Genomic DNA, 12,912 nt, shown 5'->3' with positions numbered 1-12,912 from the left:
TTGCCGGCCGACTCGCACGTTTCTGCGGTGCCGCCCTCGATACCGGCTTCCTCCCGGCCGGTGCCGTTGGCGACGTGAGAAACATAGGGGGGAACCGACACCGGCCCAGAGGGCCCCTGGGCCCATTCCCGGGCCCAAAAGGCTCCCTGGGTCCGCTCGTCGCGCGATCGCTCGGTCATGGCTGCCGCCCGGGGTTCCGGGGCGCGGTGCCGAGCCAGTGGGCGATCGCCTCGCTGCGGGAGGTGCTGTGGAGCTTCGTGAAGATGCGGTTGATGTGGTTCTTGACCGTCTTCTCACTGATGAAGCAGGTGGCGGCGATCTGCTGATTACTCATTCCGGACGCAATCAGGTCCATGACTTCCACCTCCCGCGAACTCAGCCTGTACTGCTGCCTGTTGGGGGCGGGTGTCGACCCCCCGGACAGAGAAGACTGTCCCACAGAAGGTTGCAGTTGCGAAAGACTTTCCGAAGTTTCGCGAGGGTGTGGCGCCGGGTGCGTCGGGAGGGGCGCCGCCGTCAGGGCCGATCCGAGCCCCTCCGGCAGGGGGCCCCGGGGCGTGGCCGGTCCCAGGCGCATGTGGGCCAGCAGGGCGTCGGCGGCCGTGGCGGTGAAGTTCGCGCGGCCGTCCTTCGTGTCGCGCACCGCCCGGACCAGTTGGTCCGCCGTGAACTCCCCGTGCACCAGATAGCCGCCCGCGCCCAGGCGCAGCGCCTCGTGGACGATCTCGCTCTCGCGGCTGTACGTCAGCATCAGCACGGGCGCGAGGCCGACCAGGTGCGGCAGGGCCGAGATGCCGTCCACGCCGGGCATCCGGACGTCGAGGAGGACCACGTCGGGGCGGTGCTGGAGGGTCCTCTCGTAGGCCTCGCGGCCGTCCGCCGCCTCCGCCACGACCTGGATGTCGGCCCGGCCGGAGAGCAGGACGCCCAGGCCCGCACGGACCACCGGGTTGTCGTCCGCGACCACCACCCGGAGCCGGTCCGGTCCGGGTGGAGCGGGGGCCGGCGGGAAGGGGGAAGCGGTGGGCCCCGCGAACACGGGGGGCGGGGCGGGTCGGCGGGGTGCTGGATCGCCGTGTGCTGGTGTCGGGGGTGTCCGCCGGGGTCAGGGGCCTGGGCGAGCGGGACGGGCGACGACGCGTACCGGGGGGCGTGGTGGTCGGCCGACGCCCCGGTGCGGTTGGGCGCGGGGAAGACATCGTCCGGCATGCTGCGACCTCCTCTCGGGTTCGGGGTCATGGGTAGGGGGTCGTGACGTTCTCGGTCGCGAGCGGTGGTGAGGTGCGCGGCGCGAGCGGCGGCGCGGCGGCGGGCGGCGAGGAGGAAGAGGAGGAGGACGGGGTGTTCTCCTCATCGGTGGCCGGGCCGGTCAGCGCCGCCAGGGGAAGCTCCACCCGCACCTCCGTGCCCTTCTCCGCGTTGCCGCGGCCGATCCGGATGCGGGCCCCGATGGAGGCGGCCCGCTCCACCATGCCGAGGAGGCCGAAGTGGCCGGCCCGGCGGAGGGTGTCGAGCGTCGTCCCGGCGGGGAGGCCGCGCCCGTCGTCGTACACGCTGATGCGGAGCACGTCGCCCTTCACGCCCGCGAGGACAATCAGGTAGGAGGGGCCCGCATGGCGGTGGGCGTTCTCCAGCGCCTCGGAGGCCACGGTGAGGAGCTGCCGGGCGACGGCCTGCGGCACGGGCGGGACCGGGGTCTCCTCGGCGAGGCGGCGGAAGGTGGCCGTGACCGGGTGGCGGTCGGTGAAGTCCTGGGCCTGGGCCGCCAGTTCCGCGACCAGGTCGACGCCGCCCTCCAGCCCCTGCTCCCGGCGCAGGTCGCTGAGCAGTTCGCGGGATTCGGCGGCGGCCCGGCGGGCGGCGCGGGCGACCAGTTCCGCCTGGAGCTTCACGGTGGCCGGTTCCATGCGGTCGGCCGAGCCCGCCAGCCCGTCGGCGGCCAGGGCCAGGCCGTGCAGGGTCTTGGCGACCGAGTCGTGCATCTCCCGGGCCAGGCGGGTGCGTTCGCCCTCCACCGCCTCGTTCACCGCCAGCCGCGCCCGGGTCTCGGTGAGCGCCTGGGTGGCGGCCCCGAAGCGCAGGAGGAGATTGCGCAGGGTCACCCCGACCGCTCCGGCGATCACGCAGAAGCCGGGCAGGAGCAGGGCCGGCGCCCCGCCCGGGTCCAGCTTCGGGACGCTCGCGTACACGCCGAAGACGATGACCACCTGGAGCGCCGCGAAGACCGCCGCACCGCGCCAGCCCTGGACCAGGCCGGCCAGCAGCGGGGTGCAGACGGTGACGTAGGCGAGGGTGGACTCGGGAGTCGCCGTGATCAGCAGCAGCGCGCCGAAGAACACGTCGACGGCCAGCAGCCAGGGGTGCCGCAGCAGCACCGGGCCGAACCGCTCCCAGTCCCGGAACAGCAGGTACGAGCCCATGAAGGTGACCAGGATCGCCGAGCCGATGAACCAGGTGGGCAGGCCGGGGGCGGTGTGGCCGATGGCGTACGGAGTCGCTATCGCGATCATCGCCAGGCGGAAGCCGAAGACCTGGCGGCACATCGCCTGGAGGGCGTTGACCTGGATGGCCAAGGCCGGGCGGGCCGGGGTGCCGGTGTGGGCGCGGGCCAGTTCCGGTGTCAGTCCGGGCTGGGCCCCGCTGAGCTGGAATGCCATGTGCCTGTCACCTCCGTCTCGTTCCCCGTAACGCGGTCGCTCCACTGCGCGGACGCGTCACCTCAGCGACCGCTCCGGAACGTACGGGTTCCGTCCCCGTCCGGCCCCTCGTTCATGTCGCCCGGCCCCTCGTTCATGTCGTCCGGCCCGCCTTCATGTCACCCGCCCGTGAGGGACGTGAGGTCGACGTCGGCTCCGTACACGAATCCGACGGTGAGGAGGAGCAGCGTGCCCGGGAGGAGGAACGTGGTCACCGCGAACGTGGCCTTCGGGACCGCTCTGGCCGCCTTGCGGCGGGCGTTCTGGGCGTCGGTGCGGCGCATGTCGTTGGCGATCTGGATGAGCGTCTCGACGATCGGCGCGCCCAGTTCCTCGCCCTGCTGGAGCGTCGTGACGAACATGGCGACCTGTTCGGAGTCGTTGCGCCTGCGCAGTTCCTCGAAGGCCTGGCGGCGGCTGACGCCCATGTCCATCTGCCGCAGGGTGATGCGCAGTTCGTCGGACCAGGGGCCCTCGTACTTCTCGGCGACCCGGTCCAGCGCCTGCCGGAAGCCGAGTCCGGCCGAGACGACGACGGCCAGGACGTCGAGGAAGTCCGGGAGGGTCCGCTCGATGTGCTCGCGGCGCACCCGGATCGCCGACCAGATCCCGGCCTCCACCCAGAACAGGCCGAAGGCGACCATCAGGAGGGCCAGGAACAGCTGGCCCCGCAGGAGCATCGAGAACGCGCCGAGGACGCCCAGCGCGCCGTAGACCGCGCGGCGGGCGGCGTAGCGGTCGAGGGTGAGGCCGCCGGGGTTGCCCGCGAGGTCGATCTGGCGGCGCTTCTTGTTGACGGCCTTGGGGCCCATCATGCGGAGCACCGCGGGGGCCCAGCGGATGCCGAGGCGGTCGATGCCGGAGCCGACCGCGCTGGTGCGGGAGGCCCCGGACTCCAGGGCCACGGCCAGGTCGCCGGGGAGTTTGGCGTCGGCCCGGTACATCCGGATGCCGTGGATGGCCCCGTAGACGGCGAGGCCGATGACCAGGGCTAGCAGCAGGTCCATGTCCGTCCCCTTCCTTCCTGGTTCCTGGTCTCAGACATCGATGCGGGAGAAGCGGCGGATGACGACGAACCCGATGGCGTAGAGGACGATGGAGACGACGACCGCCACCTGGCCGAAGAAGGCCCCCGTCATGCGGTCGAGGGCGCCGGGCATGACCGCGTTCATCAGCAGCATCGCGCCGATGCCGAAGAGGGGCACCGCGTAGGCGGTCACGGTGACCTGGGAGAGCTGGGTCTTGACCTCGCGACGGGTCTCCTTGCGCTCCTCCAGGGTCTCGGTGAGGTTGCGCAGCGAGCTGACGACCGTACCGCCGGCCCGGTTGGACAGGACCAGCGTGGTGACCAGGACGACGAGTTCGCGGGAGGGCAGGCGGTCGGTCAGCTCGCTGAGCGCGTCCTCCAGGGGCTCCCCGACGGCCAGCCGCCTGGCGACCCGGGCCAGCTCCTCGCCGGCCGGGTCCTCCAGCTCCTCGGCCGCCATGGACAGCGAGGTGCGCAGGGCCAGGCCCGCCTGGGTGGCGTTGGCGAGGATGCGGGAGAGCTCGGGGAGCTGGTTGATGAAGCGCTCGGTGCGCTTGATCCGCTGCCAGTTGAGGAACGCGTTGGTGCCCCAGAGGCCGATCAGGGCGGCGACCGGGCCGAAGAACGCGGCGAGCAGGGAGGAGGCGACCATCCAGAGCCCCGCCATCGCGACGAGCGCGTACACGAAGAACTCGCCGGGGGTGACGTCCATACCGGTCGCCGCGAGCTTCATCTCCAGCTTCCGGCCGAGCGCGGTGGCGCGCAGTCTGCGGTCGAACCCCTTGAAGCGGCGGCGGCGGCCGGTCTCCGGGATCTGCCCGACGTGGGAGAGCCGGTCGACCAGGGCGTCGCGGTCGGCCTTGCCGCCGGAGTACGCGTGCAGCCCGATCACGCCGAGCACGCAGGCCAGCAGCGTGACGCCGACGGTGACCAGGGGGAGGTTGACGTTGTCCATGGCTCGGTACCTAGTTGGCCTCTCGGGTGGCGAGCTGTTCGGCGGACTGGGCGACGCCGAACGCCTGCGGAATGGGCTGACTGGCCAGGTAGAGGCGCTCGGCGAGCTTCCGGGGCAGCGGGAGGTACTGGAAGTCGCCGTAGATGCGGCCGTCGGGGGCCATCGGCTGGGCGTTGAACCGGGCGACCGTGACGATGCGGTACGGGTCGCGGCCGTGCGAGTCGAGGACGGCGATCTCGGTGATCTTCCTGGTGCCGTCGGCGTGCCGGGTGAGCTGGACGATCACGTCGACGGCGCTGTTGATCTGGTCGTGCAGCGCCTCGAAGGGGATCTCGACCTCCGACATGGAGGCGAGGGTCTGGAGCCGCATCAGCGCGTCCTCGGCGCTGTTGGCGTGGACGGTGGCCAGCGAACCGTCGTGACCGGTGGACATCGCCTGGAGCATGTCGAGGGACTCGCCGCCTCGGACCTCACCGACGACGATGCGGTCGGGGCGCATACGCAGCGAGTTGCGGACCAGGTCGCGGATGGTGATCTGGCCCTTGCCCTCGACGTTCGCCGGGCGGGTCTCCAGCCGGATCACATGGCTCTGCTGGAGCTGGAGTTCGGCGGAGTCCTCGATGGTGACGATGCGCTCGATGTTGGGGATCAGCCCGGAGAGCGCGTTGAGGAGCGTCGTCTTGCCGGTGCCCGTGGCCCCGGAGACGATGATGTTGAGTTTGGCCTGCACCAGTCCGGCGAGCAGGACCAGCATCTGCTCGTCCAGCGAACCGAAGCCGATCATCTCCTGGAGCGTGAAGGAGCGGGGGAACCGCCGGATGGTGAGCGTCGCGCCGGTCAGCGAGAGCGGCGGGATGATCACGTTGACGCGTTCACCGCTGGGCAGGCGGGCGTCGACCATCGGGTTGGACTCGTCGACACGGCGGTTGACGGTCGACACGATGCGCTCGATGGTCTGCATCAGCTGTTCGTGGGAGCCGAAGCGCATCGGGAGCTGTTCGACCCGGCCGTTGCGCTCGACGAAGATCTGGTCGGGGCCGTTGACCATGATCTCGGTGATGGACGCGTCCTCCAGGAGCGGTTCCAGGATGCCGAGTCCGAGCGCCTCGTCGACGACGCGGCGGATCAGCTGCGAGCGCTCGACCGTGGAGAGGACCGGGCCCTCGCGGCTGATGATGTGGCCGAGGACGCGTTCCAGCCGGGCCCGCCGGTCGGCGGCGGCCAGCGAGGACATCTCCGCGAGGTCGATCTCCTCCAGCAGCTTGGCCCGGTAGGTGGCCACCATGTGGCCGTCCTCCCGTGCCCCGCCCTGTTCCTCAGGAGCGGTCATGCGTGCCCGCAGGCTCATCGGCGTAGCTCTCCTCGGTGTTCGCGGACGGTGCTGGTCCGGCAGGGTCCCCTCCCGGCCGGATCAGGGCCCGGAGGCGGGGTGGGGGTGGGGGCGGTGGGGGTCAGAAACCGATCCGGGATCTCTCGTTGGGCATGGTCGTGCTCCGCTCGGCCCACCAGTCGTTCAGGCCCGGCACGACGGAGGGCACCTTGACCCGGACCGTGACCGTGATGTCCCTGCCGCCGCTCTTGCGGTAGCGGAATCCGCCCTCCTCGACCCAGTCGCTGACGGCCTCGCGGGCGTTGGCCCGACCGCTGCCCCGGGCGTCCACGCTGGCTTCGGTACGGGCCCCGGCGCGCGCGGCGGTGCCCGCCTGGTTGGCCGCGTACGCGGCCAGGCCGAGCTGGATGGCCGCCATCGCGACGAGGAGCAGCAGGGGGAGGAAGCCGAGGTACTCCATGGCGACCTGGCCCCGGTCGCCCCTCGCGCGGGCGGAACGGGCGCGTCCGCCGTACGGATGCGTCGTCATCGCTGGTCCTCCCTCGGGGAACCGGCCTTGCCAGTGATCTCGGTGTCGAGGTCGAACAGGCCCGGCACCAGCACCGGGACCTTCAGCTTCACCGTGGCCTCGTACAGGCCGCTGCCGCCGCCGCACCGCACCGACGCCTCGTCCGCCCAGGCGTCGGGGAGGTCCTTCATCGCCCCGGCCCGGCACGCCGCGCTCGCCCCGAACTCCGCCCCGCTGCCCTTGCGCGCGCCCACGTCGGCCGCGTTGCCCGCGAGGCTGAAGGTGTAGCCGATCAGGGCGCACTCCCAGAGCACGAGCATGATCAGGATGATGAAGGGGGTCATGCCCAGGAACTCGATCGCGGTCTGGCCGCGGTCGCGGTCCCGCTTCCCGGGCCAGGGGTTCCCGGACCCGTGCCCGCGGTTGCCGGTCCCGGTCCCGTCCCGGCGGTCACGTAGGGCGGTGGCCCGCCCCCGTATGCCGCTTCGTGCCGTCCTCGTGGTGGTCATCGCTCAACGTGTCCCCTCGGAGTCTCCGAGTCCGCGGCCGGAGCCGTCGCGCCGGCGGCGCGGGCGTCCGATCGAGCCCCGGTCGTTCTTGGGAGCGCCGCTGTTCCGTTTGACCAGGGCGCTGCCGCTCTTCTTCGCCGTCGCGCTCTCCTTGACGATGCCCAGCTCTCCGGCCAGGCCCCAGAGCGCCTGCTTCACCGTGCTCTTGGCGTCCAGTTCGTGCAGGCGTCCGGAGTCGATGGACGCCTGGAGCTCCTTGAAGTTCGCGGGGATCGCCGCCGAGGCGACCCGGGTGCCGGTGATCTTCTGGATCAGCGGCGGCTGGATCTCCGTGTTGCGGGTGAAGCGGTTGACGAGGGTGACGGTCTCCTCGGCCTTGCGGATCTGGAGCCGTTCCCACATCCGTACGATGCGCTTCGCGCCGCGCACCGCGATCACGTCCGGTGTCGTGACCAGCAGGGCCACGTCCGCCATCTCGATCGCCGCGGCGTTGGCCCCGTTCATCTGCCCGCCGCAGTCGATGACGACGATCTCGTAGCGGGTGCGCAGCGCGCTGACGATCTGGCGGGCCGACCGGTCGCTGACCTCCTCGCCGCGTTCGCCCTCGCCCGGAGCGAGGAGCAGGGCGAGGCCGGTGGAGTGGGAGAACACCGCGTCCGACAGCACCCGGGGCGAGATGTCGGTGATCAGGGCGAGGTCGACCAGCGAGCGGCGGAACTGGACGTCGAGGAACGAGGCGATGTCCCCGGTCTGGAGGTCCATGTCCACCAGCGCCACGGTGTTGCCGGACGCCTGCGCGGCCAGCGCGAGCTGGATGGCGGTGACGGTCGCGCCGACGCCGCCCTTCGCCCCGGTGACCGTGACCACCGTGCCGCCGGGGCCGGTGAAGACGTCGCTCGCGGAGGTGAGGTGGCGGCGTACGCCGGAGGACCACTGGGCGGCCGCCTGGACGCGGTTGGCCAGCTCCTCGTAGCTCAGCGGCAGGGTGACCAGGCCGCGCGCCCCGGAGTCCATCGCGTCGGCGAAGAGGCTCGGGCTGGCGTCCGCGGTGATCATGACGACCCCGACGGACGGGAACCTCATCGACACCTCCCGGATCAGCTCCAGGGCCGGCACCGGGCCGATCCGCTCGTGGACCAGCACCACCTCGGGCAGCTCGTCGATCGCCTCGCCCGCGAGCCGGGCCAGGGTGTCGATGAGCTGCGTGGAGTCGCCGACCGGGGGCGCGGGTTCGGCGTCGGGCAGCTGGCTGAGCAGGGTGGTGACGGAGCGGGCCGCGTCGAGGTCACCGACGGCGGGGAGGATTCTGGTGGTCATCCCATCCTCACTTGTCCTTGTCGAGCGTGTAGGTGCGGTCCCCCGGGCGGATGGTGCCGTCGCTGCCCGGGGCGACGAGCGCGAGACGCACGTGCTCGGCGAAGGACTCGGCATAGGCGACGCGCTGGGTGTCCAGCGTGTTCAGGGCGAACGTGATCGGCACGGCCTCGGTCGCCCGGGTGCCCCGGTCGTCCGCGCTCGGGTCCAGGGCGGTCAGTTCGCCGACGTCCAGCACCTTGGCGTTCGAGACGATGACCTTGGACTGGGCCGGGTCGCCCTGCTGCTCGCCGGCGAACGTGGCGTAGATGTTGACCGTCGCGCCCGGTGTGATCTTGCCCGCGACGCCGGTGGAGGCGTCGATCATGATGGCGATCTCCTGCTCACCGGCCCGCAGTTCGGGCTTGCGGACCATCATGTCCGACTGGAGCAGGGAGCCCTGGCGGAGCTCGGTGACGGCGATCTTCGACTCGACCTCCCGAAGGTCGGTCACGGCGTTCTCCGAGAGCCAGCGTTTGGGCATCTTGATCTTCTCGAACTGGCCGCTGTTCAGGGCGGTGTACGGAGCCACGTTGGACTTCAGCTGGTACGCCGTCACCTCGGGTCCGACCTTCGAGTTGACGTCGCTGATCACCGAGAGCACGCCGGCGAAGGCCGCGAAGGCACACAGGACCGACAGGAGCAGGAGTATCACGCCGCGGCGCTGGCGGGAGTTCATGGTCCGGACAACCTCGTTCGATTCGGATGCGTGGGACGGACTGCGGACAGGGAGAGCGGTGCGGTGCAGCGGTTACGCGCATACATCTGCGGTGGGGCTATCGGGCGGTGGAGAGGTGAAGCGGTGGAGAAGCGGAGCGTTGGAGCGGTTACGCGCTTACATCTGCGGTGGCGCGCTGCTGCGGGCCGACCGGAACGGGGACGGTGTCGTACGGGCGGTGCGGGGAGTGCGGGCGGTGCGGGGAGTACGGGCAGGAACCGGGAGGAGCGGGTCCTGCGGGAAGGAGCGGGTCCCGTCAGGGGCCCGGTGATTCGCCGGCCCCATGGTGGAGGACACCGGTGGGGAGCGCGCGGTTCTCCGAAGCCGCGAGAGGAGCGGAACAGAATGCGCAACGGTCGCCGATGAGTTCCATGGCGCACCAGTGGCACTTCTCCCGGCGTACGGAGGAGACCAACTGGTAGAGCACGGAGAGGTCCGGGAGATGGGCAGCGAACTCCACCAGCTTTCCCGTGCCCCACCAGCGCGGTGAGTCGGACGGAACCGTGGCGTCGTGAATGGCCTGGACCTTCCAGGCGGGCGCAAGGGTCTCCTGTACCCAGTCCGACTGCAGATTCCCTTGGGCGACCAGAAGATGCGTGCCGAAATCGGGTCCCGCCGGGGGTTCGACGTTCGGGCCGACCTTCACCAACCGCGACTCGGGTCCGGCGAGCACGGCGAACTGGGATCCGGGCACCCAGGACGTGGCGTGGCTCTTGAGGCTGACCGGGACCCGGTCGAGCCGGGCGACGGAGTTGAGGAGTGCACCCGCGTAGATGTAGTGCGAGAGCAGCCGGGCGGCGGAGGCGACCACCCCGGGGCTGAAGTCGCAGATGGACAACTGACGGAGCTGGCGCACCAGAACGGCCAGGCCGAGGGGCGGGAGGTCCACCTTGACCAGGGCGATCCGGTCGCTCTCCAGCACCGAGCGGATGGAGTGGAGGCGACGCTCGTGCTCGGGCCGGATGCCCGACGGATAGAGGGCGATCACATACCCGTGCTGTTCCAGCAGCAGGTGCATGTCGCCGATCGCCAGCTCCAGCGCCTGGGCCTCGGGGGCCTGGAGCAGAGCTGCGGTCGGCGTCTGCTGGTCGGTGGGCGGCAGCACCAGGTCTGCGCTCGTCACTGCTATTGCGGTCGGCACGCTCTTCCCCGTTTCGGCTCCGGTCGACGTGGGGACGTCGGCCGCAATCGCTCCTGCTCCGTGCTCCTGACCCAGCACTTTAGCCACGTCTCATCAGGCAGAGAACAGTTATCGGAGACCAGTACGGCATCATGCGAACACCGTTCCTACGGGGACCGGGTGCTAAACGGGACGAAATCGATTCTCTCCAACTCGGGTGCCACTGCGGAGCGTTACCGAAGCCCGCGTCCGGCCGTCGATCACGCATCCATTCGCGCACGTCAGACCGGATTCCCGGACGTCGACCTCCTTTTCGTAAGGGCGTTTGTGTGACCGTCGGAAGATCCCCCGCAAGATCACCCGTGCGGGGGGCGATGTGCGGTCGGGGGGCGGTTCCGGGCGGAAAAAACCCCGGCCCGGCACCCGCCGCGGACTCCTCGCGGACGCCCCGGCGCCCGGCGGCCGAGCCCGCGGCGCGACCTCGTACGCGCGTTCGCTGGAGGCGTTTTACCGCCAGAGGTCTTGACAACTTGATTGGTCTGGACCAGTTTATGCGCCAAGCGGTGGCCACCGCCCCCGGCCGGACACCCCGTGTTCAACGTCCCCGGTTCAGCACCCCCGCACCACCGCCGCACGGCATCCCCGCTTCACCGTGAACCCGCTTCACCCCGATCCCCGCTTCACCGTGCTTCATCGTCACGGACCCCCGCCTCGCCCGGCCCACCCGTGCGGACCCGGCCGCCCCGTCGTCCGTCCGGCCCTCCCGCACGACCCCCGCCAGGCCACCAACTCCCCACGGAGGAACCAGTGGAACGCTCCGCAGGCAGCAGTCGCAGAAGGCGCCGTCGCTCCCGTCCCGTCCTCGGCGGCACCATGGCCGTCGTCGCGGCCGCGGCCCTGACCGTCACCGGACTCGTCAGCACCGCCCAGGCCGCCGACGTCAACAACGCCAAGAACGCGGGCTTCGAGTCGGGCCTCGCCAACTGGACCTGCGCCGGGAACAGCGGCACCGTCGTCTCCTCCCCCGTGCACGGCGGCACGTCGGCGCTGAAGGCCACCCCGGCCGGCCAGGACAACGCCAAGTGTTCGCAGGCCGTCAAGGTGAAGCCCAACTCGACGTACGCGCTCAGCGCCTGGGTGCAGGGCGGCTACGCCTACCTCGGCGTGAGCGGCACCGGAACCACCGACGTCTCCACCTGGACGCCGGGCTCCACCACCTGGACCAAGCTGTCCACCAGCTTCAAGACCGGCGCGAACACCACCTCGGTGACCGTCTACACCCACGGCTGGTACGGGCAGGCCGCCTACCTGGCCGACGACTTCGAGGTGACCGGCCCCGACGGCGGTGGCGGCGAGGAGCCCGGACCGGTCATCCCCGGGGCCCCCGCGGGCCTCACGGCGGGCGCCACGACCACGTCCTCCGTATCCCTGTCCTGGAACGCCGTCTCCGGCGCCACGGGCTACAAGGTGTACCGGGACGGCGTGCAGGCCACCACCTCCACCGGAACCTCGGCGACCGTCTCGGGTCTCACCGCGGACACCGCCTACCAGTTCTCGGTGTCCGCCACCAACGCGGCCGGCGAGTCGGTCAAGTCGGCCGCCATCAGCGCCCGTACGGCCAAGAACGGCACCGGCCCGGTGACCAGCGTGCCCAAGCACGCGGTGACCGGCTACTGGCAGAACTTCAACAACGGCGCCACCGTCCAGAAGCTGAGCGACGTCCCGGCCGACTACGACATCATCGCGGTCTCCTTCGCGGACGCCACGGCCACCCAGGGCGCGGTCACCTTCAACCTGGACACCGCCGGCCTCAACGGCTACACCGACGCCCAGTTCCGCTCGGACATCAGGGCCAAGCAGGCGGCGGGCAAGAACGTCATCATCTCGATCGGCGGCGAGCTGGGCACGGTCCGCGTCGACAACGACGCCTCCGCCACCGCGTTCGCCAACTCCGTGTACGCGCTGATGCAGGACTACGGCTTCAACGGGGTCGACATCGACCTGGAGAACGGCCTCAACGCCACCTACATGACGAAGGCCCTGCGCCAGCTGTCCGCGAAGGCCGGCCCCGGGCTGGTCCTCACGATGGCCCCGCAGACCATCGACATGCAGTCGACGTCGGGCGAGTACTTCAAGACGGCCCTCAACGTCAAGGACATCCTGACGGTCGTCAACATGCAGTACTACAACAGCGGTTCGATGCTCGGCTGCGACGGCAAGGTCTACTCGCAGGGCTCGGTGGACTTCCTCACCGCGCTCGCCTGCATCCAGCTGGAGGGCGGCCTCGACCCGTCCCAGGTCGGCATCGGCGTCCCCGCCTCCACCCGCGGTGCGGGCAGCGGCTACGTCTCCCCGTCCATCGTGAACGCGGCGCTGGACTGCCTCGCCAAGGGCACCAGCTGCGGCTCGTTCAAGCCGTCCAAGACCTACCCGTCGCTGCGCGGCGCGATGACCTGGTCGACGAACTGGGACGCGACGGCCGGGTTCGCCTGGTCGAAGGCGGTCGGACCGCACGTCCGCAGCCTGCCGTAGCGACACCGCACCACCCGGAAACCCGCAGCGCCGCCGCTCCCCCGGCGGCGCTGCGGCGTTCTGCCGGCGACCGCCCGGTCACGGCCCCGTAGTCCTAGCTCGGACACCAGGGAGCAAGTAACCCACCGGTAGATATCAGTGGGTCAGGCCACCCGTTTCTCGTC

The 12,912-nt window shown here is 70.8% G+C and carries 10 protein-coding genes and 1 pseudogene; 1 reads left to right on the top strand and 10 read right to left on the bottom strand.

From position 1 onward, the window contains the following. Positions 1-175: 175 nt before the first annotated feature. The 10 genes and pseudogenes from DTB53_RS18045 to DTB53_RS18000 all read right to left on the bottom strand — a co-directional run bounded on the left by DTB53_RS18045 (position 176) and on the right by DTB53_RS18000 (position 10,219). Positions 176-1,209: pseudogene (locus DTB53_RS18045) on the bottom strand (response regulator). Positions 1,210-1,235: 26 nt separating this feature from the next. Continuing rightward, the gene (locus DTB53_RS18040; RefSeq protein ID WP_042496264.1) at positions 1,236-2,657 is read right to left on the bottom strand and encodes a DUF8745 domain-containing protein; all 1,422 of its coding nucleotides are present in this window, start codon (positions 2,655-2,657) and stop codon (positions 1,236-1,238) included. A 158-nt stretch (positions 2,658-2,815) separates the two neighbouring features. Next, positions 2,816-3,703: a DUF5936 domain-containing protein gene (locus DTB53_RS18035; RefSeq protein ID WP_003966648.1), complete on the bottom strand. Its 888-nt coding sequence runs from the start codon at positions 3,701-3,703 to the stop codon at positions 2,816-2,818. A 30-nt stretch (positions 3,704-3,733) separates the two neighbouring features. Then, positions 3,734-4,678 carry a type II secretion system F family protein gene (locus DTB53_RS18030; protein WP_003966651.1) on the bottom strand — a complete coding sequence of 315 codons (945 nt, stop codon included), beginning with the start codon at positions 4,676-4,678 and terminating at the stop codon, positions 3,734-3,736. A 10-nt stretch (positions 4,679-4,688) separates the two neighbouring features. Beyond that, the gene (locus DTB53_RS18025) at positions 4,689-6,026 is read right to left on the bottom strand and encodes a TadA family conjugal transfer-associated ATPase (RefSeq protein WP_003966653.1); all 1,338 of its coding nucleotides are present in this window, start codon (positions 6,024-6,026) and stop codon (positions 4,689-4,691) included. Between the two features lie 103 nt (positions 6,027-6,129). Beyond that, entirely contained in the window at positions 6,130-6,537 is a 408-nt protein-coding gene (locus DTB53_RS18020) for a TadE/TadG family type IV pilus assembly protein (RefSeq protein WP_003966655.1), read from the bottom strand. After that, the gene (locus tag DTB53_RS18015; RefSeq protein WP_343236610.1) at positions 6,534-6,875 is read right to left on the bottom strand and encodes a septum formation initiator; all 342 of its coding nucleotides are present in this window, start codon (positions 6,873-6,875) and stop codon (positions 6,534-6,536) included. The genes DTB53_RS18020 and DTB53_RS18015 overlap by 4 nt, the downstream gene beginning before the upstream one ends. A gap of 153 nt (positions 6,876-7,028) precedes the next feature. After that, entirely contained in the window at positions 7,029-8,342 is a 1,314-nt protein-coding gene (locus DTB53_RS18010) for a CpaE/TadZ family protein (RefSeq protein ID WP_012379268.1), read from the bottom strand. Between the two features lie 7 nt (positions 8,343-8,349). Further along, positions 8,350-9,057, bottom strand: a complete 708-nt coding sequence (gene cpaB / locus DTB53_RS18005; RefSeq protein WP_003966659.1) for a Flp pilus assembly protein CpaB — start codon at positions 9,055-9,057, stop codon at positions 8,350-8,352. A gap of 295 nt (positions 9,058-9,352) precedes the next feature. Next, complete coding sequence (locus DTB53_RS18000; protein ID WP_030705211.1) at positions 9,353-10,219, bottom strand: hypothetical protein; 867 nt, start codon at positions 10,217-10,219, stop codon at positions 9,353-9,355. Between the two features lie 804 nt (positions 10,220-11,023). Here DTB53_RS18000 and DTB53_RS17995 point away from each other — a divergent pair. Then, complete coding sequence (locus DTB53_RS17995; RefSeq protein ID WP_012379270.1) at positions 11,024-12,748, top strand: chitinase; 1,725 nt, start codon at positions 11,024-11,026, stop codon at positions 12,746-12,748. Positions 12,749-12,912 lie beyond the last annotated feature (164 nt).

The sequence above is a fragment of the Streptomyces griseus genome, from assembly GCF_900460065.1.
GTDB lineage: Bacteria > Actinomycetota > Actinomycetes > Streptomycetales > Streptomycetaceae > Streptomyces > Streptomyces griseus.
Note: the sequence above shows the minus strand (reverse complement) of the source record. Positions and strands in the feature narration are given on the sequence as shown.